Raw genomic sequence first — 23,531 nt, 5'->3', positions numbered from 1 at the left:
CGCATCGTGACAAACTTCAAATCACGACCACCTTGACCTCAATTCCCTGCGAGGGCCGTCCTACATGGCTCTCAAGCTGCTGGAATCGAACTGCGAATCCCCTACTTCCTGCTTCTCTTCGCCTCACCCAGAAGCGAAGAGGCCGAATTCTAGTGCGCCCTCGCGAGTTGCGCAAGGGGTTTGCGAAAAGAATATCAAGCTACAGGAATTACTTGAAGAACGCCTTGTGTACGAGGTCGTACTCCTTGCCGCCGGACACATAAGAAAAAACCCCGCGGACCGTTGCCGGGCGCGGGGTTCAACAACATCTCGCTAATTCGAAAAACTAATCTGGTGCCGGCTGCAGGACTCGAACCCGCCACCTTCTGATTACAAATCAACTGCTCTACCTGATGAGCTAAGCCGGCGAAGTCAGCGATATTACTTCATTTGACGACCTTGAGGTGAGCCCGGCCGGTGGATTTTGATCCATCGTCGTCGGGAGGCAACTCGTCGTCATCTCGTGTTGACGCGGCCGGCTCCCGGCGTTCTATCCGCTCGGATCCGCTCTCGTCCGGACCCAGTTCCGATGAACGCGGTCCATCCGAACCCGACACATCGGGCGCGGAGCCAAGTGCTGCGGGATCGACGGGAAACGCCATGCCCTGGCCATTCTCGCGTGCATAGATAGCAAGCACGTTGGCGACCTGCACCTCGATCTTGTGCGACTTGCCGGAGAAACGCGCGCTGAACTCGATCCACTCATTGCCCATCTGCAACTGGCTCGTGGCCTCGAAGCTGATGTTCAGTACGATCTCGTCGTTACGCACGAATTGCCGCGGCACGCGTGTGCCGTTGTCGACACGAACCGCTATGTGCGGCGTAAAGCCGTTATCCGTGCACCACTCGTAGAGCGCGCGCAATAGATACGGCTTGGTGGAAATTTCTTGCATCGGCTTGTCCTCTATCGATGCGAAGCGCCGCCCGCTTGGCCGGCACACTCCGCAATCGAATACGTTAGCGACGCATCACTTTTTCCGAAGGCGTCAGCGCTTCGATGTAAGCCGGACGGCTAAAGATCCGCTCGGCGTACTTCATCAACGGTGCGGCGTTCTTCGAGAGCTCGATGCCATAGTGATCCAGGCGCCACAGGAGCGGCGCGATGGCGACGTCGAGCATGGAGAATTCTTCGCCGAGCATGTACTTGTTCTTCAAGAAGATTGGCGCGAGTTGCGTCAGACGATCGCGGATGGCATTGCGCGCCTTCTCGTGGTTCTTTTCCGCGGCCTTGCCCTTTTCGTTTTCGAGCGTGCCCACATGCACGAACAACTCTTTCTCGAAATTCAGCAAGAACAGGCGGGCGCGCGCACGCTGGACCGGATCGGCGGGCATCAGTTGCGGATGCGGGAAACGCTCGTCGATGTATTCGTTGATGATGTTCGATTCGTACAGGATCAGGTCGCGCTCGACCAGAATCGGCACCTGGCCGTACGGGTTCATCACTGCGATGTCTTCGGGCTTGTTGAACAGGTCAACGTCGCGGATTTCGAAGTCCATGCCCTTTTCGAACAACACCAGCCGGCAGCGCTGGGAGAACGGGCAAGTAGTGCCGGAGTACAAAACCATCATGATTAAAAGTCCCTTCAGAAAACATAAGGGCCAGCGTGCGAAAAGCGCCTTCTGCGAGGCGCTTTATCGACGCTGACCCACACCGATCGCGGCGTGTTATTTAATCTGCTTCCAGTATGCCGCGTTGAGGCGCCAAGCCAGAAAGCTCAAAATTCCCAAGAACATCAGGACCCAGACGCCCAGCTGTTTTCGCGTCTGCTGGGCCGGTTCCGCCATCCACGAAAGGTACGAAACCAGATCGGCCATAGCCGAATCATAATCTACTGGCGACATCGTCCCCGGAGTGACTTGGGTATAACCCGCGAAATGTTTCACTTTTTCGCCAGTTTTCTCGTCGACTTCGGTCTCGAATTTCGCCGTCCGCGTGCCCTGCAACTCCCACAGCACATGCGGCATTGCGACATTTTCATACACACGATTGTTCCAGCCGGTCGGCCGGGTATCGTCGCGATAAAAACTGCGCAAATACGTATAGATCCAATCCTTGCCGCGCGCCCTCGCCTCCACCGACAGATCCGGCGGCGCCGACCCGAACCACGTTTTGGCATCGTCTGGACGCATTGCGACGGTCATTGTGTTGCCGATCTTGTCCGTGGTGAAAAGCAAATTCGCCTGGATCTCCTTTGGATCGATGCCAATATCCGTCAGCCGGTTGTAACGCATCAAATTCGCGCTATGGCAATTCAGACAGTAGTTTACAAACAATTTTGCGCCATGTTGAAGGGAAGCAAAATTTTCAGAACTGTCGGGCGCGGCATCGAGCGGCACGTTTTCTTCTGCGTGCGCCGGCGGGAGGCCGAATGCAACCAGCGACGCGCCGATCAGCGCGAGGGTGGAGAGCCATTTTTTCATCGTCGTGTCTCCCAGGGTCAATGCGGTTTGAACTGTACGCGGTCGGGCGGCTGCTTGAAGCGGCCACGCGTCGTCCAGAAGGGCATGCCGAGGAAAAAGCCGAAATAGATCAACGCACAAATCTGCGCGATCAACGTCCCGGCCGGCGATGGCGGTTTCGTGCCGAGATAGCCGAGAACAAGGAACGCGAACACGAAGACGCCGTAGAAGATCTTGTGGAAAAGCGGTCGGTATCGGATGGATTTGACAGGGCTTCGGTCGAGCCACGGCAGGAAGAAGAGCGAAACAACCGCCGTTCCCATCACCACTACGCCCCAGAACTTCGATTCGGTCAGCGCCATGAATACGATGACCAGCAGCGCCAGCACCGGCAAACCGAAGCGCCATTTGCCCCGCCCTCGCAGCAACGCCAGCACGCCAAGCAGGGCGATGATCACCATCAGCACGATCTTGAACGGGTCGGTGGTCGCACGCAGCATCGCGTAGAAGGCCGTGAAGTACCAGACCGGCGCGATTTCATTCGGCGTTTGCAGTGCGTTCGCCGGCACGAAATTGTTGGCTTCCAGGAAGTAGCCGCCCATTTCCGGCGCGAAGAAAACGATGGCGGCGAAGATGAACAGGAACACGCAGACGCCCATGAAATCGTGGACCGAATAGTACGGATGGAACGGGATGCCGTCGAGCGGGATGCCCTTTTCGTCCTTCTTTGCCTTGATTTCAATACCGTCCGGATTGTTCGATCCCACTTCGTGCAGCGCGACCAGATGCGCAACGACCAGCCCGATCAGGACCAGCGGAATAGCGACCACGTGGAATGCGAAGAACCGGTTCAGCGTGACGTCGGACACGACGTAATCGCCGCGAATCCAGAGCGACAGATCCGGGCCGATAAACGGAATCGCCGAGAACAGGTTCACGATCACCTGCGCACCCCAGAACGACATTTGTCCCCACGGCAGCAGATAACCGAAGAACGCTTCGGCCATCAGGCACAGGAAAATCGCGCAGCCGAAGATCCAGACGAGTTCACGCGGCTTTCTGTAGGACCCGTACATCAGGCCACGGAACATGTGCAGGTAGACCACGACGAAAAACATCGATGCGCCCGTGGAGTGCATGTAGCGGATGAGCCAGCCCCACGGCACCTCGCGCATGATGTACTCGACCGATGCGAACGCCAGCGTCGCGTCGGGCTTGTAGTTCATCACGAGGAAAATGCCAGTGACGATCTGGATCACGAGCACAAGCAACGCAAGCGAGCCGAAGAAGTACCAGAAGTTGAAGTTTTTCGGCGCGTAGTACTCGGAAACATGCGCTTTCCACGTCGATGTCAGCGGAAATCGCCTGTCGATCCAGCCCAGGAAACCGCTTGTCTCCACGTCTTTATCGGTCGTCGCCATTACGCTTCTCCCTTTTCGTCCTTGCCAATCACGAGTGACGTCGCCGATGTGAACATGTACGGCGGGATGTCGAGGTTCTGCGGCGCTGGCTTGTTCTTGAAGACGCGGCCGGCCATGTCGTAGGTCGAACCGTGGCATGGGCAGAGAAAGCCGCCGGGCCAGTCATCGGGGAGATTGGGTTGCGCGCCTTCCTGAAAGCGCGGCGTGGGCGTGCAGCCAAGATGCGTGCAAACGGCAACGGCAACGAACAGATTCTTGTGTTCCGTGCGTGACCGGAATTCGTTGTTGCAGTATTCCGGCAGCGGCATCGTGAATTCTTTCTTCGAATGCGGATCGGCGAGTTCGGGATCGGCTTTCTTCACGTCGGCGAGCATTTCTTCGGTGCGGTTCACAATCCACACAGGTTTGCCGCGCCAGGCGACGGTCATCATGTCGCCGGGTTTGAGACCAGATATGTCTACTTCGACCGGCGCGCCTGCCGCCTTGGCTTTTTCCGACGGTGCAAACGAACCGACAAACGGGATTACTGTGGCAACGCCACCGAGTCCGCCCGCTACGGTTGTCGCAATCAGCCAGGTTCTGCGGCCGCCGTCGACGCGTTGATCTTCGTTGTCTCGCATCACACGCCCCACTTCTGAGTTGGATTTATACCGTCAGTCCGTTCTACCGACGCTAGTGTGCGCGAATGGAGTCGTCATTTACAAGAGTTGAATAGCAAAAAACGCTCGAAGTCCTTCATTCTTAAGGGTTTCCCCGCACTTTTAAGGCGCTTTCAAATGAAGGGGTTATTTACGGAGTGTGATTAATTATTGCAGCGCAAGATAATCAAACGGGATTATCGATATCGATAAACACATGCTCGATATCGAAATGCTCGGCCACATGAGCGCCGAGCGCCTGCACGCCGTAACGTTCGGTCGCATGATGCCCTGCCGCAACGTAAGCCACGCCGCTTTCCGCCGCGATGTGCATTGTCTGTTCCGACACTTCGCCGCTGATATAGACATCGGCGCCAGCGGCGATGGCTTCATCGAAGAAACCTTGCGCGCCGCCCGTGCACCACGCCACGCGACGCAATTCCATATCCGGGTTGCCGAAGACGAGGGGCTTGCGGCCCAGTTCGTTTTCAATCGTCGCGGTGAAATGCTCGAGCGACAACGACATGGGCAACGATGCAATCCAGCCGAGATCCTGATCGCCGAAACGATTGTCCGCGATCAACCCGAGCCGCGCGCCAAGCTGCGCGTTGTTGCCGAACTCGGGGTGCGAGTCGAGCGGCAAGTGATACGCGAACAGGTTGAGATCGTTCGCGAGCAGCGTCTTCAGCCGCTGGAACTTGCGCCCCGTGACCTGCGGCGCCTCGTTCTTCCAGAAATACCCGTGATGCACGAGCACGGCGTCCGCGCCCCACTCGATCGCGGCTTCGAGGAACGCCAGCGATGCCGTCACGCCCGTCGCCAGTTTCCCGACGCGGCGCGAGCCTTCAACCTGCAATCCGTTCGGGCAATAGTCCTTGAACCGTCCTATTTCCAGCAGATTGTTCAGATACAATTCGAGTTCGATCCGATCCATGAATTCCTCTATTCCATCAAATGCTTAGACGCTTCTGGCTGTTTTTTGCCCAAGCGGTGACCGTGCTGTTGGCGCTGATGTTCATCGTCGCGACCTTGAAACCGCAGTGGCTTCAACGCCAGGGAACGTTCGGCAAGCAGCTCGCCGAACCGATCGTAGCGTTGCAGGAAGTTGCGCCAAGCATTGGTTCCCGGCCCACTCAGTCGTCGTACGCGGATGGCGCACAGAAAGCCATGCCCGCCGTGGTCAACGTGTTTTCCAGCAAGGACGGCTCTTTGCCGCCCGACCCGCGCGCGAAAGATCCGCTGTTCCGCTATTTCTTCGGCGATAAAAACAAGCGCAAAGGCGACGAAACGCCTGCATCGAATCTCGGTTCAGGCGTGATCGTCAGCTCCGAAGGCTACATTCTAACGAACCAGCATGTCGTCGATGGGGCGGATCAAATTGAAGTTGCATTGGCCGATGGCCGGACGTCATCGGCGAAGGTGATCGGTGTCGATCCCGAAACCGACCTCGCCGTGCTCAAGATCAACATGACGAACCTGCCGACCATCACGCTCGGCCGCATGGACCAGACGCGCGTGGGCGACGTGGTGCTGGCAATCGGCAATCCCTTCGGCGTCGGCCAGACGGTGACCATGGGGATTGTCAGCGCGCTCGGGCGTAACCACCTTGGCATCAATACGTTCGAGAATTTCATCCAGACGGACGCCGCGATCAACCCGGGCAATTCGGGCGGCGCCCTCGTGGACGTGAACGGCAACCTGCTCGGCATCAATACGGCGATTTATTCGCGCAGCGGCGGGTCGCTTGGGATTGGCTTCGCGATTCCTGTATCGACGGCGCGCAGCGTGCTCGAAAGCATCATCACGACGGGCACCGTGACGCGCGGCTGGATTGGCGTGGAGCCGCAGGACGTGACGCCGGAGATCGCGGAATCGTTCGGCCTCGACCAGAAATCCGGCGCGATCGTGGCGGGCGTGCTGCAAGGCGGCCCCGCCGATAAAGCCGGCATCAAGCCAGGCGATATCCTGATCAGCATCAACGACGACGCCATAACCGATACCACCCGTCTGCTGAACGTCGTTGCGCAGATCAAGCCGGGGACATCGGTGAAGGTCCACTTGATGCGAAAGAGCAAGGAACTGGACCTGAACGTGGTGATCGGCAAGCGGCCGATGCAGCCTAAGGCGCCTCAATCCCCGGACGATGAAGGCGGCGACCAGGGTGGGGATCAGGGCGACGAATAAGGCTCTCATCTGGCATTGCAAATCAAAAGGCCGTTCCAACTCACGTTGGAACGGCCTTTTTGCTTTCAGGTCACGTCTGGGCTATTCAGCATCCCTTTTCGCGTCCTCGGTGGCTTCCGCCTCCTGCACCTTGATCTTGTCCTTACCCACTATGATGCGTGCCGCGATGATTCCGACCTCGTAAAGAATGACCAACGGTACCGCTAGAATCAGCTGGGAAAACACGTCCGGCGGCGTCACCACCGCAGAGATCACAAACGCGCCAACGATCACATACGGCCGGATTTGCTTGAGCTTGGCAATCGTCACGAATCCCATGCGAGCCAGGATAACCACGATGATCGGCACCTCGAAGGTCACGCCGAACGCGAGGAACATGGTGAGCACGAAGCTCACGTAATTATCGATATCCGTGGTCATTTCCGCGCCGAGCGGCGCGTTGTAATGCGCCATCACGCGGAAAATGGTCGGGAAAACGACGAAATACGCGAACGCCATGCCGCACAGGAACAGGAAGTAGCTGCTGCCGACAAGCGGCACAACCAGCTTCTTCTCGTGCTGATACAAGCCCGGCGCAATAAAAGCCCAGATTTGATAGAGCACGATCGGCAACGCAATCAAGAGCGCGACCATCATGGTCACTTTCATCGGCACGAAGAACGAGCCGGTGACGTCCGTGACGATCATCTTGCCGTCCTTCGGCAAGTTCTGCATGAGCGGGCGTGCGAGCAACTTGAAGATATCGGGCGCCCAATAAACGAGCCCGATAAACACGACGATGACTGAAGCGCCTGCGCGGATGATGCGGTCGCGCAGTTCGACGAGGTGCGAGATAAACGTCTCTTCGACGGGCTCGTCTTTAATCTGTTGCGGGTCGCTCACGCCGGCCCTCTGCTGGGATTCATCGATGGAAGGAAAGTTGGTGTTCGCGGATTGAAAGCGGCAACACGATCAGAAAAACCGAGTCGGACGGCGCAGCGTTTCGGGCGTATGCCGCGCCACACGCGCGGCGCCCGACTGAACGCGCGTCTTGCGCAACGACGTACGCTTATACCAGTTAGGAATGGCACTCTGCTTGACGCGCCAGTTCTTGCGCTTTCCGGACGACGTGCCGTTGCTGTCCGACGAAGAACGCCATGTGTCGCCGGAAACATGCGTCAGGTTCGGGTCGCCGCCGCCCGCGACGCTGTCTGACACTGACGTGCCCTGCTTCCAGGCATCGTTGAGTTCGTTTTCGTGCTGACGTAGATTGTCGTGAATCGTGTTTTCCACGTTCGACGCGGCCGTCTCGAACTCGGTGCGCATTTTCTTCAGCTCGTCGAGTTCCATCTCACGCGAGACTTCAGCCTTGACGTCGTTGATGTACCGCTGCGCGCGCCCGAAAAGCGCGCCGGCCGTCCGCGCCACGCCGGGCAAACGCTCCGGCCCGAGCACTACCAGCGCGACGACGCCGATCAGCGCCATTTTGGTCAGACCAAGGTCGAGCATGGAATCGAAAATCCTGAAGGTGACGAATGGATACGGCCGGCACTACGCTCCGAGCCGAACCGAGGCTTCTTACCGGTAGTCGCTCGAGCGCGTCTTGTCTTTCGCTTCCACGTCGACTGCACCGTTGCGCGGCAGTTCGCGCTGCTCGGCCGGCGTTTCGCCTTCCTTCATGCCTTCCTTGAATCCCTTCACCGCGCCGCCCAGATCGCCACCAATGTTACGAAGCTTTTTCGTGCCGAAAACCAGCGCCACGATCAACAACACGATCAACCAATGCCAAATGCTCAACGAACCCATGACTGAAAACTCTCCTTGGCCTCGCTGGGATTGCTGCCCGCAGCGAAGAGTGTGGACCTTGCGGCCCGAGGCGGAGCGCTGACGCTCCGCTGATTAAACCGACATTTTGCGCGCGCAATATTGCGATGAAAAGACGCTTTCGATTTCATTACACGGAATAAGGCTTCAGCCCATCCGGCGCCACGGCCGTTCGCCGGCCAGAATATGCGCATGGATGTGATAAACCTCCTGCCCTCCACCCGGCCCCGTATTGATGACCGTGCGGAATCCAGTATCGCCACCGGTGTACGAAACGCCCAGTTCCTTGGCCAGCCGCGCCGTCAGGCTCAGCATTCTACCAAGCAGTGGCGCATCGGCTTCGGTACAGCTCGACAGTGTCTCAATATGTTTACGCGGGATCACGAGCACATGGACCGGAGCAGCCGGATTGATATCGTGAAAAGCAACAAATTCATCGTCTTCGTGGACTTTCTTGCTCGGAATTTCTCCCGCAGCGATCTTGCAGAAAATACAGTTCTCTTGGCTCATGTGTCTCGCGGGAGATCCCGGCAATTAATACGCGTTGGAATTCTGGATCAAACCCAGGCGCGTGGTTGCAACGGCTTGTTTTCGTACAAAAACAGCCAGCCTTTTATAACCCGATACAACGTCCAGATCCCGACCACGGCCAGAATCGGGAAACCGATCAGCACCCAGATCAGCGCAACGCCGATCACATGGCCCAGCAGCGCCCACCAGAAAGTGCGAATCTGCCATTCGAAATGCGCCTCGTATGGCGTGCCGGCAACGTCGTCACGCTTGAGATAGTTGATGATGATCGCGATCAGCACCGTTAGCCCGCCGGTCAGCCAGTACGCCGCGTAAAGCGCGTAAAGCACGTGGGTCAAGGTGCGCAGCCCGCGCATGCGCTCGGAATCGGGCGAATTTTCGTAGACGGGCGGCGGATAAGGTTCGTAAGGCTGATTCATTTCATCCTCCAGATGCCCGTCGATGCGAACCGGCGGCGCTATTCAGCGGCCGTTTTCGTCCTGCTCGCGGTCGCGGGACTTGCGCAACGCTTTCTCTTCGATCCCCGACGTACCTTCTCGCCGCTCGAGTTCCGCGATGACTTCCGCCGGACCGAGATCGAAATGAGACAGCATCACGAGACAATGGAACCACAAGTCGGCCACTTCGCCGACGAGCGCCTTCGGCGCGCCACCGTGCCGTGCGTCCTTGGCGGCCAGCACGACTTCGGTGGCTTCTTCGCCGATCTTCTTCAGAACGGCGTCGTCACCCTTATGAAAGAGTCGGGAAACGTAGGATTGTTCCGGATCGCCGCCCTTGCGGCTGTCGATAATCGCCGCAAGGCGCAGCAGCGTGTCTTGCGTGGAAGTGGTGGATTTGCTCATTACTTGTAAATATGTTCGGGGTCCATCAAGACCGGCTCAACTGCGACCCAGTCGCCTGCTTCCACCGATCCCTCGAATTTCTGGAAAAAGCACGAATGCCGGCCGGTGTGGCAGGCAATACCCGACACCTGTTCGACCTTCAGCAACACGACATCTTCATCGCAATCGAGCCGGACATCGTGAACGTGCTGGACGTGTCCCGACTCCTCGCCCTTGAACCACAGGCGCTTGCGCGAACGCGAGTAGTACACGGCGCGCTTCAACTCGATAGTCTTCGCCAATGCCTCGCGGTTCATCCACGCGAACATCAGCACGTCACCCGTGGCGGATTCCTGAGCGATCACCGGCACCAGGCCGTTGTCGTCCCACTTGACCCTGTCGAGCCAGCCCGCTGCTTCAGTTTGTACAGTCACCGCTTAAATCCTCACCGATATGCCCTGGTCCGCCATGAAGCGTTTCGCTTCGCCGACCGTGTGTTCGCCATAGTGGAAGATGCTGGCGGCAAGCACCGCATCGGCGTGACCTTCGGTGATGCCGTCGGCGAGATGCACGAGCGAACCCACGCCGCCGGATGCAATCACGGGAATCGAAATAGCGTCCGATACCGCCCGCGTCAATGCCAGATCGAAGCCGCTCTTGGTTCCGTCGCGGTCCATGCTGGTCAGCAGGATTTCGCCGGCGCCCAATTCGGCCATCTTGCGCGCCCATTCGATCACGTCGAGCCCGGTGTTCTTGCGGCCGCCGTGTGTGAAAACTTCCCAGCGCGGGTTTTCGTCGGCGGCGCTGACGCGCTTGGCGTCGATGGCCACCACAATGCACTGCGAGCCGTGTTTGTCCGACGCATCACGGACGAGTTGCGGATTCGATACCGCCGATGAATTCATGCTGATCTTGTCAGCGCCCGCGTTAAGCAAACGCCGAACGTCTTCCACGGCCCGCACGCCGCCGCCCACGGTCAACGGAATGAAAACCTGCGACGCTACCTTTTCGATGATCGGCAGGATCAGATCGCGTTGATCGGACGTTGCGGTAATGTCGAGAAAAGTGAGCTCGTCGGCGCCTTGATCATCGTATCGACGGGCAATTTCCACGGGGTCGCCCGCGTCGCGCAATTCGAGGAAGTTGACGCCTTTGACCACGCGGCCAGCGGTGACGTCGAGACACGGGATGATGCGTTTAGCGAGAGCCATAGTCTTGCGAATGCCGTTTTGCTGCGAGTGAATGCTGACGGAGGCGCGGCGGTTTCGAAGTGGAAACCGCCATCGGAAAAGATGCTGCGTCGGCGCAATTGCGCATTCAGCGGCTTTCAAAGACACGCAGGGCTTGAATGAAGCCCCGCGCGCTGCAGCGCTGTATCAGGCGTCGTCCGCTTCGCGCAGCTTGTCGGCACGTGCTTGCGCGGCGGCGAAATCCAGGTCGCCCGAATAAATCGCGCGCCCGCAGATCACGCCTTCAATGCCTTCGTCTTCGACTTCGCAGAGCGAATCGATGTCGCCAATGTTCGACAATCCGCCGCTCGCGATCACCGGAATCTTGACGGCTTGCGCCAGGCGCACCGTCGCCTCGATGTTGATGCCTTGCAGCATGCCGTCGCGGCCGATGTCCGTATAGATGATCGATTCGCAGCCGTAGTCTTCGAACTTGCGCCCGAGGTCGATGACTTCATGCCCCGTCAGCTTGCTCCAGCCGTCCGTTGCGACCTTGCCGTCTTTCGCATCCAGCCCGACGATGATATGACCCGCAAAAGCGGTGCATGCATCTTGGAGAAAGCCAGGATTCTTGACGGCCGCCGTGCCGATGATCACGTACTCCAGACCGTCGTCCAGGTAGCGCTCGATCGTATTCAAATCGCGAATGCCGCCGCCGAGTTGTACAGGAATGTCGCTGCCGACTTCCTTGATGATCGCCCGGATGGCTTCCTCGTTTTTTGGCTTGCCGGCAAATGCGCCGTTCAGGTCGACGAGATGCAGACGCCGCGCGCCCCGTTCGAGCCAGAGCCGGGCCATTGCCGCCGGATCTTCGGAAAAAATGGTCGCCTGGTCCATATCGCCTTGTTTGAGGCGTACGCACTGACCGTCTTTGAGATCGATGGCCGGAATGAGCAACATAGAAATAGCGTTAAAGGAAAGGGTTGATCGAACGATTGCGAAACTGGGCGCAGCGCCTCTTTTCGCCTACCGTCTCGCTAGTGTAGTACAAGTAATGCAAGCGTCACGGCTGCAAACGGCATAAGCCAAAACGTCAAATCTGACCGAGCCGGTGTCACGGATTCCAGTGGACGAAATTCCGGTACAGCCGCAAACCGGCGTCGGCACTTTTCTCCGGATGGAATTGCGTGGCGAAAAGATTATCCCGGGCGATAGCCGACGTGAACGGCGCGCCGTACAGGGTTTCGCCGGATGTGTGCGCTGGATTGTCAGGCACACCGTAATAGCTGTGCACGAAATAGAAGAACGAATCGTCGGGCACGCCTTCCCAGATCGGGTGGTTCTGCGCCTGACGCACGCGGTTCCAGCCCATCTGTGGCACTTTGAAGCGCGAACCGTCGTCCTGCAACTGGCCTTCCAGATCGAAGCGCACGACCTTGCCCGGCACGAGGCCCAGACCATTCGTGCCGTCAGCGCCGCCTTCCTCGCTCCAGTCGAACAGCATTTGCTCGCCCACGCACACGCCCAGCATAGGCTTGTTGCGGGCCGCTTCCATGACAGCGTCCTGCAGGCCTGACGCGTGAAAGTGCGCCATGCAGTCGCGCATGGCGCCCTGCCCCGGCAACACGATCCGGTCCGCTGCGCGAATGGCTTCCGGCTGCTCGACGATCGCCACGTCCGCCTCCGGCGCGGCATGGCGCAGCGCCTGATAGACGGAGCGCAGGTTGCCCATGCCGTAATCCACGATTGCTATCGAAGTTTTCATCGAAGTTATTAAAACAACGCTATTTCAGGGAGGGAATCAACGCCTTCAATCCATTGACGATAAATTCAACCGCCAGTGCCGACAACATCAGACCCATCAGCCGCGTACCAATGTTGATACCCGTTCTGCCGACCCAGGCTGCGATCGGTTCGGCCAGACTCATTGCGCCGTAGCAGAGCAACGCCAGCACGCCGCCAATCATGACAAGACCAATGCGGTCGTACCAGTGCGCCACGCTTGCAGAATAGATGATTACCGTGCTGATGGAGCCCGGCCCCGTCAGCAGTGGAATGGCCAGCGGCACGACCGCGATGCTGTTCTTGATCTCGGCTTCGTGCCGTTCTTCCGGCGTCGAACGCGCGTTGCCGGTCTGCGCGTTCAACATGTTGATCGCCATCAATAACATGATGATGCCGCCGCCCACTTCAAGTGAACCGACGGAAATGCCGAAGAACGCAATGATTTGCTGCCCGAGCAGCGCCGTCACCGCGATCACGCAGAAGACCGAAATGGATGCAATCCGGATCGTGCCCGCTTTTTCCGAGCGCGACATTTCGGTCGTGAGGCTCAGGAAAAACGGAATCGCGCCGACCGGATTGATCAGCGCGAGCAGCGATATAAACGATTTGAGTAGGTTCATCGGGGGCCGTCACGGCGTTGCATTGATGCAAGCCGTAGCGTTTTTCCGGCTTTAGAGGCTGCCCTTGGTCGATGGAATCTGCCCGGCCGCGCGCTCGTCCAGTTCCACGGCCATGCGCAGCGCGCGCCCGAACGCCTTGAACACCGTTTCCACCTGGTGATGCGCGTTGATGCCGCGCAAATTATCGATATGAAGCGTCACGCCGGCGTGATTCACGAAGCCGCGAAAAAATTCGATGGTGAGGTCCACGTCGAACGTACCAATGCGCGCGCGCGTGAACGGCACGTTGAATTCCAGGCCTGGACGGCCCGAAAAGTCGATCACCACGCGCGACAACGCTTCGTCGAGCGGAACGTACGAATGGCCGTATCGGCGGATTCCCTTGCGGTCGCCAATTGCCTTCGCCACCGCCTGACCCAGCGTGATGCCCGTGTCTTCGACCGTGTGGTGGTCGTCGATATGAAGGTCGCCATGCGCTTCGACGTCGAGGTCGATCAGGCCGTGACGCGCGATCTGGTCCAGCATGTGGTCGAGAAACGGCACGCCGGTCGCAAGTTTTTGCTTGCCGGTGCCATCCAGATCGAGCTTCACACGGATCTGCGTTTCGCTGGTGTTGCGAACGACTTCCGCAATGCGCATGGTATTTCCTTCGAGACTTTTAAGAGATTTCAGTGCAGCGCGAGCTTCAGAGCGGCGATCATCTGCGCATTCTCCTCTGCCGATCCAACCGTCAAACGCACGCAATTTGCCAATAACGGATGCATTTTACTCACGTTTTTGATCAAAACCCGCGATGTCAGCAGGGTTTCGAAGACGGCTGCGGCATCGGGGACACGAACGAGCAGGAAGTTGCCTGCGCTTGGATAAACGGTCGCGCCGGGCAGCGCCGCGACCGCTTCTTCCAGGCGCGTACGTTCTGCACGAAGTTCGGCCGCCTGGTCATCCAGCACGTCGAGGTGGTCGAGCATGAAATCCGCCGCCGCCTGCGTCAGCACGTTGATGTTGTACGGAGGCCGAACCTTGTCGAATTCAGTGATCCACGACGCCTTGCCGGCCAGATAGCCAAGGCGAATCCCCGCCAAACCGAGCTTGGAAAACGTGCGCATGACGACCACGTTGTCGAACTCGGCGGCGCGCGGCAGCCAGCTTTGCTGCGCGAACGGCTGATAGGCTTCATCGATCACGACAAGGCTGTCCGATGCCGCCGCAATGATGCGTTCGATATCGGCGTCGTCGTAAAGCGTGCCCGTGGGATTGTTCGGATACGCGAGATAAACCAGCGCCGGACGATGCATTTCGATGGCGGCGATCAGCGTGTTGGCATCGAGCGTGAAATCGTCTTTCAAAGGCACGCCGACGAACTCGAGCCCCGCGAACTTCGCCGAAATCGCGTACATCACAAAACCCGGAACGGGCGCGATGACTTTTGCGCCGGGCCTGGCACACGCGACCGACATCATGCTGATGAGCTCGTCCGAGCCGTTGCCGAGCAAGACCTCGCACGCGGCGGGCACGCGCATCACGCGCTTGATCTTTTCGATCAACGCCGTCGGACGCGGCTCGGGATAGCGGTTCAACGCGACATCGGCGAGACGTTGGCCGAGTTCGGAGGCGAGCTTCGCCGGCAGCCGGTACGGATTTTCCATTGCGTCGAGCTTCACGAGGCCGGTGGAATCCGGCACGGGATAGCACGTCATCGCGAGGACGTCGGGACGGAGGATGTCTTGTGGTCGTGTCATGGTCTTCGAACTTCCGGGCAGCTTTTGAGCCGCCTCCTATATATGTGGTGTTACTGCGTGGTGTTTTTCATCCGGTACTCGGCGCTGCGGGCATGCGCCTGCAAGCCCTCGCCGTACGCCAGCTCCGCCGCGATTTCCCCGAGCGTCTGCGCGCCTTCCGCGCTGACTTCGATCACGCTCGAACGCTTGATGAAGTCGTACACGCCAAGCGGCGACGAAAAACGCGCCGTACGCGATGTCGGCAGAACATGGTTCGGTCCCGCGCAATAATCGCCGAGACTTTCGCTCGTATAGCGGCCAAGGAAGATCGCGCCCGCATGACGAATCAGCGCGCCCCATTGATGCGGATCGAGCGCCGAAATTTCGAGGTGTTCCGGCGCGATGTCATTGGCGATCGCGCACGCTTCGTTCATGTCGGCGACCTTGATCAGCGCGCCGCGATCTTCCAGCGAGCGCTGGATCACGTCGCGACGTGGCAAGGTTGGCAGCAATTCGTTGATCGCGTCTTCCACGCGCTGAATGAACGCCGCGTCCGGGCACAGCAAAATAGATTGCGCGAGTTCGTCGTGTTCGGCTTGCGAGAAAAGGTCCATCGCGACCCAGCGCGGGTCCGTGGTGCCGTCGCAGATGATCAGAATTTCCGACGGTCCCGCAATCATGTCGATGCCAACCGTGCCGAACACCCGTCGTTTCGCCGAGGCCACGTACGCGTTGCCCGGGCCGCAGATTTTATCGACGGCGGGAATGGATTGCGTGCCGTACGCGAGCGCGCCCACCGCCTGCGCGCCGCCGATGGTGAACACGCGGTCAACGCCGCCCAGCAACGCGGCCGCAAGCACGAGCGGGTTCTTCACGCCGTCCGGCGTGGGCACGACCATCACGATTTCCTTCACGCCCGCAACGCGCGCGGGAATCGCGTTCATCAAAACCGACGACGGATACGCCGCCTTGCCGCCCGGCACGTAGATTCCGGCACGATCCAGCGGCGTGACTTTCTGGCCGAGCACGGTGCCATCGGCTTCCGTGTATTGCCAGCTATGGCTGCCGCATTCGATTCGCTGCTTCTCGTGATAACCGCGCACGCGCGCCGCCGCCGCTTCCAGCGCGGCCCGGCGTTTCGGCTCCAGCCCGTCGAGCGCCGCTTCGAGCTCGGACTGCGGCAATTCCAGCGATGCCACGCTCTCCGCCTTCAGCCGGTCGAACTTGTTCGTGTAGTCGAGGACGGCTTCGTCTCCGCGCTTTTTGACGTCGGCGAGAATCTGCGCGACGGAGCGCTCGATGGCTTCATCCTCGCTCGCTTCGAACGCGAGCACCGCGTGCAGCGCCGTGTGAAACCCGTTGGCGCTGGAATCGAGTTTGCGAATCTTGATAGACATGATGCTGGTATCCGTTTGTTTGCCCGGCTTCAGGCGCTCGCCGACGCGCGTTCGAACGCATCGAGGTAAGGCTTCAACGCGGCGCGCTTCAACTTGAGCGCGGCCTGGTTGACGACCAGACGCGACGATATTTCCATGATCTCTTCCACTTCGACCAGATCGTTCGCGCGCAATGTATTGCCCGAACTGACCAGGTCGACGATGGCATCGGCGAGACCGACCAGCGGCGCGAGTTCCATCGATCCATACAGCTTGATCAGATCGACGTGAACGCCCTTCGCCGCAAAATGCTCTCGCGCCACTTCAACATATTTCGTGGCGATGCGCAGCCGCGCACCTTGCCGCACGGCGGTTTCGTAGTCGAAACCGTTCTTGACCGCGACCGACATTCGGCAGCGCGCAATGTTCAGATCGACCGGTTGATACAACCCGCCGCCGCCATGCTCGATCAGCACGTCCTTGCCCGCCACGCCAAAATCCGCCGCGCCGTATTCCACGTAGGTGGGAACATCGGTTGCACGCACGATGATCACGCGCAAATTCGGGTTCGTGGTCGGCAAAATCAGTTTGCGCGACGTTTCCGGATCCTCGGTCACTTCAACGCCGGCGGCTGCAAGCAGCGGCAACGTTTCTTCGAAAATGCGTCCCTTCGACAACGCCAGCGTCAACATCGCGCCCGGCGGCACCGAAGCAGAAGTTTGCAGTGAACTCATTGCGTAACCCCGCTGCCCTTGATGCGCCGCACATTCGCGCCGACGGCCGTCAGCTTGCTTTCCATGCGGTCGTAGCCGCGATCGAGATGATAAATCCGGTCGATGAGCGTCTCGCCTTCCGCGCACATCGCCGCAATCACGAGACTCGCCGACGCCCGCAGATCCGTCGCCATGACTTTCGCGCCCGAGAGTTTTTCGACGCCGGTCACGAGCGCCGTGTTTCCATCGACTGTAATGCTCGCGCCCAGACGGTTCAGTTCCTGCACGTGCATGAAACGGTTTTCGAAGATGGTTTCGACCGCTTGCGACGTGCCCGTCGCCATGGTGTTGAGCGCCATGAATTGCGCCTGCATGTCGGTCGGAAACGCCGGATATTCCGACGTCCGGAAACTCACGGCATTCGGCCGTTTGTTCATGCGCACGCGAATCCAGTTCTCGCCTTCTTCAACCGATACACCCGCCTCGTGCAGTTTCTCGATCACCGCTTCAAGCAGCGACGGATTTACGTTACGCAACGTGACGTCGCCACCGGTTGCCGCAACGGCGCACAGGAACGTGCCTGCTTCAATACGATCCGGCACGACCGAATGACGCGCGCCGTGCAACCTGTCCACGCCCTGAATCACGAGCCGATCCGAACCGATTCCATCGATCTTCGCGCCCATCGCAACAAGCAGGTTCGCGAGATCGCTGACTTCGGGCTCACGCGCCGCGTTTTCGATCACCGTTTCGCCGTCCGCGAGCACCGCCGCCATCAGCAGGTTTTCCGTGCCGGTGACGGTGATCATGTCGGTGACAATGCGCGCGCCCTTCAAACGCTTCGCCCGCGCCTCAATGAAACCATGCTCGATGGTGATCTCGGCGCCCATCGCCTGAAGGCCCTTGATGTGTTGATCGACCGGACGCGCGCCGATTGCGCAACCGCCCGGTAGCGACACCTTCGCTTCGCCGAAGCGCGCGACCAAAGGCCCGAGCACGAGAATGGACGCACGCATGGTCTTGACCATTTCGTACGGCGCGACGAGGTTGTCCAGCTTCGATGCATTAAGCAAAACGCGACCATCCGCCGACTCCGAGCGCACGCCCATCTGGTTGAGCAATGTGAGCATCGTGCGCACGTCTTGCAAGTTGGGCACGTTTTCCAGATGCACGTCGTCAGCGGTCAGCAAGCTGGCGCACAGAATCGGCAGCGCCGCGTTCTTCGCACCCGATACAACGATTTCGCCCGAGAGCTTCGCGCCCCCGACAATCACGAGTTTGTCCATGCCTGGCGTTCCTTCTACTGAGCTTCCTGCAGCGGCGCCGTTATCGGCGTCGCGGTTGTCTTGTGTGAATCGCACTAAATTTCCAGCTAATCGGTTGACGGGTGATGCATCGAATTCACGAACAACACGATGACGCTCAGGCGGGTTTCCACTCGGCGGGCGTCAGCGTCTTCATGCTCAGCGCGTGAATTTCAGCGCGCATGCGGTCGCCGAGCGCCGCGTACACGAGCTGATGGCGCGCGATCGGCCGCTTGCCTTCGAACGCATCGCTCACGATGGTCGCGAAGAAATGCTGGCCGTCGCCTTCGACTTCGACGTGCTGGCAAGCCAAACCGCCAGCGATGTATTCCTTCACTTGCTCGGGAGTCGGCAACATGGATGTCTCCTGAAATTTGAGCGAATCAGTTAGTGAGCTAGTGACGCAGCTTGTAGCCGCGTTCAAGCAAGCGCATGGCGATCACCGCCAGCACGATAAAAAAGCCGCCGACAATGCCAAGGCTCGCGAGCGGGCTTACATCGGACATGCCGAAAAAGCCGTAGCGGAAACCGTCGATCATGTAGAAGAACGGATTCAACCTCGAGACTTCGCGCCAGACGGGCGGCAGCGTATGCGTGGAGTAGAACACGCCCGACAGGAATGTCAGCGGCATGATCAGGAAATTCTGGAACGCGGCGAGCTGGTCGAATTTATCGGCCCAGACGCCGGCGATCAATCCGAGCGTTCCAAGAATCGCCGAGCCGAGAATTGCGAACGCGACAATATAGAGCGGCGCGGAAAAGCTCATCGGAATGAACCATACGGTCACGATGAACACGCCCAAACCAACCGTCAATCCACGCACAACCGACGCCAGCACGTACGCGAAAAACATTTCCCAGTGCGAAAGCGGTGTAAGCAGGACAAACACGAGATTGCCGGTGATCTTCGACTGGATCAGAGACGAGGAACTGTTCGCGAATGCGTTCTGAAGCACGCTCATCATGACCAGGCCAGGCACGAGAAAGCTCGTATAGGCCACGCCCGGATATACCTCGACATGACTTGTCAGCGCATGGCCGAAGATCATCAGGTACAGCAAGGCCGTGATCACGGGCGCGAGCACCGTCTGGAACGCAACCTTGTAAAAGCGCAGAATTTCCTTGTAGAACAGAGTGCGAAAGCCGTTCATGACAGGCCCTCGACCACTTCCGGCCCGTTCATCACCTGCACGAACACATCCTCCAGATCCGCCTTGCGGACATCGATTTCATCGAACGTGCAGCCGGCCGCGCGGCATTTCGCGAGGATCGGCTCTACGTCGTCGTAGCTTGAAAGACGCAGCAAATGATTCGTGCCCGACGCGGCGCGCGGATCGATTTCCAGCGAGCGCAACTCGACGGGCAATACACCTTGCGAGAAACGCAGCGAAAGCTGCATGCCGGCAAAGCGCTGCAACAGCGTGCTGGTCCGCTCGAGCGCGACCACTTCGCCGCGACGCAGCATCGCCAAGCGGTCACACAGCGCTTCGGCCTCTTCAAGATAATGCGTGGTCAGCACGATGGTGTGACCTTCGCGATTCAGGCGCGAGATGAATTTCCAGAGCGTCTGGCGCAACTCAACGTCGACGCCCGCGGTCGGTTCGTCGAGCACGATCACCGGCGGCTTGTGCACCAGCGCCTGCGCCACCAGCACGCGGCGCTTCATGCCGCCAGAAAGTGCGCGCGTATTGACGTCGGCTTTCTCGGTGAGATCGAGATTGGCCATGATTTCATCGATCCAGTCGTCGTTCTTGCGCAAGCCGAAATAGCCGGATTGAATGCGCAGCGACTCCCGAACGGTGAAAAACGGATCAAAAACGAGTTCCTGCGGTACGACGCCGAGCGAACGGCGTGCATCGCGGAAATCCGTGACAACGTCGTGGCCGCGTACGGAAATCGTGCCGCTGTCCGCGCGCGCGAGGCCCGCGAGGATACTGATCAGGGTCGTTTTTCCTGCGCCGTTCGGGCCGAGCAGACCGAAAAACTCGCCTTCTTCGACGACAAGATTCACGCCTTTGAGCGCTTGCAGCTCTTTGTAGCGCTTTTTGACGTTGCGGATTTCTATGGCTGACATTGACAGTGCGCGCGCGTGTTGGGGGCTGCGCCTTTAGGTGTGCGGATCGGAACGAGAACCAGCTTTCATTACGATGAAAGCCAGGATACGGGCCGAAAAAACGGTTGATTATAGGCTATCTGCGGCTGATGACTGCCGCGAGCGAGTCCGTGACAACCCTGTTTGGCGCGTCTCGTTTGCATCGAAACGCGCCGTTTGCGTTACGCAGACAGGATCAATGTCGGAAGGTGAGAAGCGTATCGACGCCATAGGCTTGCGCGAGACTGGCAAGCCCGGAAGGGAGATTGACAACGGCGAGCGCCGCGCCGCGCGCGTTGGCAGCACGCTGCCAGGCGATCAGGACGGCCAACGCCGATGAATCGAATTGCTTGAGCGGCGCGCAATCCACTTCGGTTGCGCCCGCTGCAATCCGCGACAAACCCGCGTCGAGCGCGCTCTTGGCGCTGTCGTGCGTGAGGGTCGGGGCGGTTTCGAAGCGACTCACGATGCCTTGCCGTTCGCGAGTTGCTGGTTACGCTGAGTCAGGAACTGCAGCAGGCCGGACACGCCATGTTGCTGGATCTGCTCGTTGAATTGCTGCTGGTAAGCCTGGATCAGCCACGCGCCGAGCACGTTGATGTCGTAGACCTTCCAGCCTTGCGGCGTCTTGTACAGACGGTAGTCGAGCTGGATCGGCGAGCCGTTGTTCAGCACGACCGAGCGGACGACAACGTCGGTATCGCTAGGATCAGCACGGAACGGCTTGTACTGGACCTGCTGGTCGCGAACCTGGGCCAACGCACCCGAATACGTGCGGATCAGCAGCATCTTGAACTGCTCGACGATCTGCTTTTGCTGCTCCGGCGTCGCCGTATTCCAGTTCCGGCCCATCACCAGGCGCGTAGTACGCGTGAAGTCGGTGTACGGCAAGATCTTTTCGTTCACCAGCTGCGTGATGCGCGTGATGTTGCCCGACTGGATCTGCTTGTCTGCCTTGATCTGGTCGAGGACCTGGGTCGTTACCGTCTTCACCAGTCCGTCCGGAGTCGACATATCGTCGGCTTGGGCGAACGCGCCCGTGCAAAAAGCCATCAGCACAGCAAACAGGGGAAGCAAAAATAGTTTTTTCATTAAGGACTCTGCAAATAAAGTGGCCTGGGTTTGAGCGCGGCGTGCTCTACGAGTTCATCACCGCGCTGTTACCAGCCGTCAAAACGCTTTCGATATATTACTGGCGCGCGGCATTTCGCGCTTTTTCCATCCCGGACTCAACGCAGCCTGAAGGAAGGGAACGACGGAATCCGCGGCGGCACCATGCGATCAGCCGGGACACCGGTTGCACCCGGAGCGCTCGCGCCCGCTGCGCCAGAGGCCGCTTGCGGCGCCGAGGCCGATCCCGCCGGCGGCGACGCCAATACGCCTGAAGCAGCCCCCGCGCCTGCCGGCGCGTTCACGTCGTCGTACTTGGGCAGCGGCTCGTTGCCGGTATCGCCGTAATCCGGAACCGCCCCGTTGTCCTCTTTGCCAAGCAGATATTGCCGGCGTTGCAGGTACGCATTTCGGACGAAAGAATATTTGTCGAGCGCGGCGTCAGCCAGCACATCGCTTGCGCCCAGCAGGTTCGCACGCGTGTTCACCAGTTCGACGCCAAACAGCGTCGTACGGAACCAGGTCGGATCGACATAGCTCGTCACGTTGCCGAAATAGTCGACCACCGTACCGGCCGTGTCCCGCACCGTACTCGGTCCGAGCAGCGGCAACACAACGTACGGACCCGACGGCACGCCATAGTGGCCGAGCGTCAAGCCGAAATCCTGCGTGTGCTTGGGCAACCCCGCGACGCTTGCCACGTCGAAGAGACCCGCTACGCCGAAGATCGAGTTCATCACCACGCGCATGATGTCCGACACGCCGTCGGCAATCTTCAACTGCACGAGATTATTCGCAGCCGTGTAGATATCGCCGATATTGCCAAAGAAGTTCGTGACGCTGTCGCGCACCGGTTGCGGCGTGATGAACACGTAACCCTTCGCAATCGGCTTCAACGCGACCTGATCGATCTTGTCGTTGATCGTGAACATCGTCCGGTTGTAGCTCTCGAACGGATCGCCCTTCGTAGGCGTGGTCACGGTCGCGCACCCGGCAAGCACCGCCACCGCGAGCATCACGGCCGCGTTTTTTACGCGCATTGCCTGCATTTGTTCTTCTCCTTATTGTCGCTGACCCGAAGGCTGGCCCGTACCGCGAAATATCCCAGCCTTCGGCTGCCTGAATTGTGCCGGATCAATATGTCCGGATCATTGACCTGCTGCGCTTGCGCCCATCGCGCTTGCGGCGCCAGGGAACGCCGGGGCTCCGGGCGTACCGGCTGCGGGCGTACCGCCTGCGGGTGCCGCCGGCTTGGATGCACCCGAATCCGCCGCCTTGTTGTAAAGGAACTGCCCGATCAGGTTTTCCAGGACCACGGCCGATTGCGTCATCGAAATCGTGTCGCCGCTTTTGAGCATCTGGTCGTCACCACCCGGCTCAAGGCCGATGTACTGTTCGCCGAGCAAACCGGACGTCAGGATCTTGGCCGACGAATCCTTCGGAAACTCGTATTGCTTGTCGATATCGATCGTGACTTGCGCCTGATACGTATTCTGGTCGAAGCCAATATTCGCAACGCGGCCCACCGTCACGCCCGCGCTTTTCACTGGCGCACGCGGCTTCAATCCGCCGATGTTGTCGAACTTCAGCTTGACCGGATACGTTGGCTGAAACGACATCGCGTTCATGTTGCCGGCCTTGAGTGCAAGGAATAACAGCGCCACGAAACCCAGCACCACGAAGAGGCCGACCCAAAAGTCGAGAGCAGCAGTCTTTTTCATCGTCTTCCCAAAGAATCTTGTCGCAGTTTTTTGCGTGAAGGTCTGTGCCCTTCACAACGTCCGCAACCCGGTAACAGGTCGCAGGC

General features: G+C 59.2%; 30 protein-coding genes and 1 tRNA gene. 1 reads left to right on the top strand and 30 read right to left on the bottom strand.

What is annotated here, in order from left to right; all coding sequences use genetic code 11:
- Positions 1 to 331 precede the first annotated feature (331 nt).
- The 7 genes from HB633_RS28945 to HB633_RS28915 form a co-directional block, all read right to left on the bottom strand.
- A tRNA-Thr gene (locus HB633_RS28945) sits at positions 332 to 407 on the bottom strand.
- 18 nt (positions 408 to 425) lie between these two features.
- Positions 426 to 932 (bottom strand): ClpXP protease specificity-enhancing factor, encoded by a 507-nt coding sequence (locus tag HB633_RS28940; protein ID WP_213781558.1) that lies wholly within the window; start codon positions 930 to 932, stop codon positions 426 to 428.
- Positions 933 to 996: 64 nt separating this feature from the next.
- Positions 997 to 1,608, bottom strand: a complete 612-nt coding sequence (locus tag HB633_RS28935) for a glutathione S-transferase N-terminal domain-containing protein (RefSeq protein WP_031362199.1) — start codon at positions 1,606 to 1,608, stop codon at positions 997 to 999.
- Between the two features lie 96 nt (positions 1,609 to 1,704).
- On the bottom strand, positions 1,705 to 2,460 hold the full coding sequence (locus HB633_RS28930) for a cytochrome c1 (RefSeq protein WP_213781557.1): 756 nt from the start codon (positions 2,458 to 2,460) through the stop codon (positions 1,705 to 1,707).
- Between the two features lie 17 nt (positions 2,461 to 2,477).
- Positions 2,478 to 3,860, bottom strand: a complete 1,383-nt coding sequence (locus tag HB633_RS28925; RefSeq protein WP_213781556.1) for a cytochrome bc complex cytochrome b subunit — start codon at positions 3,858 to 3,860, stop codon at positions 2,478 to 2,480.
- Positions 3,860 to 4,480: a ubiquinol-cytochrome c reductase iron-sulfur subunit gene (petA, locus tag HB633_RS28920; protein WP_056355616.1), complete on the bottom strand. Its 621-nt coding sequence runs from the start codon at positions 4,478 to 4,480 to the stop codon at positions 3,860 to 3,862. The genes HB633_RS28925 and petA overlap by 1 nt, the downstream gene beginning before the upstream one ends.
- 205 nt (positions 4,481 to 4,685) lie before the next feature.
- Positions 4,686 to 5,432: a Nif3-like dinuclear metal center hexameric protein gene (locus HB633_RS28915; protein WP_056355614.1), complete on the bottom strand. Its 747-nt coding sequence runs from the start codon at positions 5,430 to 5,432 to the stop codon at positions 4,686 to 4,688.
- A 20-nt stretch (positions 5,433 to 5,452) separates the two neighbouring features.
- Here HB633_RS28915 and HB633_RS28910 point away from each other — a divergent pair, with 20 nt between their 5' ends.
- The gene (locus tag HB633_RS28910; protein WP_213781555.1) at positions 5,453 to 6,682 is read left to right on the top strand and encodes a Do family serine endopeptidase; all 1,230 of its coding nucleotides are present in this window, start codon (positions 5,453 to 5,455) and stop codon (positions 6,680 to 6,682) included.
- Between the two features lie 81 nt (positions 6,683 to 6,763).
- Here the strand turns inward: HB633_RS28910 and tatC are convergent, their stop codons facing one another.
- From tatC to mlaD, 23 genes are all read right to left on the bottom strand, one after another.
- Complete coding sequence (tatC, locus tag HB633_RS28905) at positions 6,764 to 7,564, bottom strand: twin-arginine translocase subunit TatC (RefSeq protein ID WP_213781554.1); 801 nt, start codon at positions 7,562 to 7,564, stop codon at positions 6,764 to 6,766.
- A 69-nt stretch (positions 7,565 to 7,633) separates the two neighbouring features.
- The gene (gene tatB / locus HB633_RS28900) at positions 7,634 to 8,170 is read right to left on the bottom strand and encodes a Sec-independent protein translocase protein TatB (RefSeq protein ID WP_213781553.1); all 537 of its coding nucleotides are present in this window, start codon (positions 8,168 to 8,170) and stop codon (positions 7,634 to 7,636) included.
- Between the two features lie 69 nt (positions 8,171 to 8,239).
- On the bottom strand, positions 8,240 to 8,467 hold the full coding sequence (gene tatA / locus HB633_RS28895; protein ID WP_056355605.1) for a Sec-independent protein translocase subunit TatA: 228 nt from the start codon (positions 8,465 to 8,467) through the stop codon (positions 8,240 to 8,242).
- Between the two features lie 165 nt (positions 8,468 to 8,632).
- Entirely contained in the window at positions 8,633 to 8,995 is a 363-nt protein-coding gene (locus HB633_RS28890) for a histidine triad nucleotide-binding protein (RefSeq protein ID WP_056355601.1), read from the bottom strand.
- 47 nt (positions 8,996 to 9,042) lie between these two features.
- Positions 9,043 to 9,435, bottom strand: coding sequence for a hypothetical protein (locus HB633_RS28885; RefSeq protein WP_213781552.1), 393 nt, complete (start codon positions 9,433 to 9,435; stop codon positions 9,043 to 9,045).
- A 42-nt stretch (positions 9,436 to 9,477) separates the two neighbouring features.
- On the bottom strand, positions 9,478 to 9,858 hold the full coding sequence (locus tag HB633_RS28880; RefSeq protein WP_213781551.1) for a phosphoribosyl-ATP diphosphatase: 381 nt from the start codon (positions 9,856 to 9,858) through the stop codon (positions 9,478 to 9,480).
- The gene (hisI, locus tag HB633_RS28875) at positions 9,858 to 10,271 is read right to left on the bottom strand and encodes a phosphoribosyl-AMP cyclohydrolase (protein ID WP_213781550.1); all 414 of its coding nucleotides are present in this window, start codon (positions 10,269 to 10,271) and stop codon (positions 9,858 to 9,860) included. The genes HB633_RS28880 and hisI overlap by 1 nt, the downstream gene beginning before the upstream one ends.
- Before the next feature lie 3 nt (positions 10,272 to 10,274).
- On the bottom strand, positions 10,275 to 11,048 hold the full coding sequence (gene hisF / locus HB633_RS28870; RefSeq protein ID WP_213781549.1) for an imidazole glycerol phosphate synthase subunit HisF: 774 nt from the start codon (positions 11,046 to 11,048) through the stop codon (positions 10,275 to 10,277).
- Positions 11,049 to 11,213: 165 nt separating this feature from the next.
- Positions 11,214 to 11,966: a 1-(5-phosphoribosyl)-5-[(5-phosphoribosylamino)methylideneamino]imidazole-4-carboxamide isomerase gene (gene hisA / locus HB633_RS28865; RefSeq protein WP_213781548.1), complete on the bottom strand. Its 753-nt coding sequence runs from the start codon at positions 11,964 to 11,966 to the stop codon at positions 11,214 to 11,216.
- Between the two features lie 154 nt (positions 11,967 to 12,120).
- A complete protein-coding gene (gene hisH / locus HB633_RS28860) occupies positions 12,121 to 12,771 on the bottom strand; it encodes an imidazole glycerol phosphate synthase subunit HisH (protein WP_213781547.1) in 651 nt (216 codons plus the stop codon).
- 19 nt (positions 12,772 to 12,790) lie between these two features.
- On the bottom strand, positions 12,791 to 13,411 hold the full coding sequence (locus HB633_RS28855) for a MarC family protein (RefSeq protein ID WP_213781546.1): 621 nt from the start codon (positions 13,409 to 13,411) through the stop codon (positions 12,791 to 12,793).
- Between the two features lie 51 nt (positions 13,412 to 13,462).
- The gene (gene hisB, locus HB633_RS28850; protein ID WP_056355581.1) at positions 13,463 to 14,050 is read right to left on the bottom strand and encodes an imidazoleglycerol-phosphate dehydratase HisB; all 588 of its coding nucleotides are present in this window, start codon (positions 14,048 to 14,050) and stop codon (positions 13,463 to 13,465) included.
- A gap of 29 nt (positions 14,051 to 14,079) precedes the next feature.
- Entirely contained in the window at positions 14,080 to 15,150 is a 1,071-nt protein-coding gene (hisC, locus tag HB633_RS28845; protein WP_213781545.1) for a histidinol-phosphate transaminase, read from the bottom strand.
- 50 nt (positions 15,151 to 15,200) lie between these two features.
- Positions 15,201 to 16,526, bottom strand: coding sequence for a histidinol dehydrogenase (gene hisD, locus HB633_RS28840; protein WP_213781544.1), 1,326 nt, complete (start codon positions 16,524 to 16,526; stop codon positions 15,201 to 15,203).
- Between the two features lie 29 nt (positions 16,527 to 16,555).
- Entirely contained in the window at positions 16,556 to 17,239 is a 684-nt protein-coding gene (hisG, locus tag HB633_RS28835) for an ATP phosphoribosyltransferase (RefSeq protein WP_213781543.1), read from the bottom strand.
- Complete coding sequence (murA, locus tag HB633_RS28830; protein WP_213781542.1) at positions 17,236 to 18,504, bottom strand: UDP-N-acetylglucosamine 1-carboxyvinyltransferase; 1,269 nt, start codon at positions 18,502 to 18,504, stop codon at positions 17,236 to 17,238. Before murA ends, hisG begins: the two co-directional genes overlap by 4 nt.
- A 136-nt stretch (positions 18,505 to 18,640) precedes the next feature.
- Positions 18,641 to 18,880, bottom strand: a complete 240-nt coding sequence (locus HB633_RS28825) for a BolA family protein (RefSeq protein ID WP_047845394.1) — start codon at positions 18,878 to 18,880, stop codon at positions 18,641 to 18,643.
- A gap of 37 nt (positions 18,881 to 18,917) precedes the next feature.
- A complete protein-coding gene (locus HB633_RS28820; RefSeq protein ID WP_213781541.1) occupies positions 18,918 to 19,673 on the bottom strand; it encodes an ABC transporter permease in 756 nt (251 codons plus the stop codon).
- Entirely contained in the window at positions 19,670 to 20,596 is a 927-nt protein-coding gene (locus tag HB633_RS28815) for an ABC transporter ATP-binding protein (RefSeq protein ID WP_056355567.1), read from the bottom strand. Before HB633_RS28815 ends, HB633_RS28820 begins: the two co-directional genes overlap by 4 nt.
- 214 nt (positions 20,597 to 20,810) lie before the next feature.
- Positions 20,811 to 21,080 carry an STAS domain-containing protein gene (locus tag HB633_RS28810; protein WP_213781540.1) on the bottom strand — a complete coding sequence of 90 codons (270 nt, stop codon included), beginning with the start codon at positions 21,078 to 21,080 and terminating at the stop codon, positions 20,811 to 20,813.
- Positions 21,077 to 21,706, bottom strand: a complete 630-nt coding sequence (locus tag HB633_RS28805; RefSeq protein WP_056355564.1) for an ABC transporter substrate-binding protein — start codon at positions 21,704 to 21,706, stop codon at positions 21,077 to 21,079. The genes HB633_RS28810 and HB633_RS28805 overlap by 4 nt, the downstream gene beginning before the upstream one ends.
- Positions 21,707 to 21,843: 137 nt before the next feature.
- Entirely contained in the window at positions 21,844 to 22,773 is a 930-nt protein-coding gene (locus tag HB633_RS28800) for a VacJ family lipoprotein (protein ID WP_213781539.1), read from the bottom strand.
- A gap of 99 nt (positions 22,774 to 22,872) precedes the next feature.
- Positions 22,873 to 23,445 carry an outer membrane lipid asymmetry maintenance protein MlaD gene (gene mlaD, locus HB633_RS28795; protein WP_213781538.1) on the bottom strand — a complete coding sequence of 191 codons (573 nt, stop codon included), beginning with the start codon at positions 23,443 to 23,445 and terminating at the stop codon, positions 22,873 to 22,875.
- Positions 23,446 to 23,531: the final 86 nt, after the last annotated feature.

The organism is Caballeronia sp. dw_276, assembly GCF_018449635.1.
In the GTDB taxonomy this organism is placed as follows: Bacteria; Pseudomonadota; Gammaproteobacteria; order Burkholderiales; family Burkholderiaceae; genus Caballeronia.
This window is presented reverse-complemented; position numbering and strand designations above follow the sequence as displayed.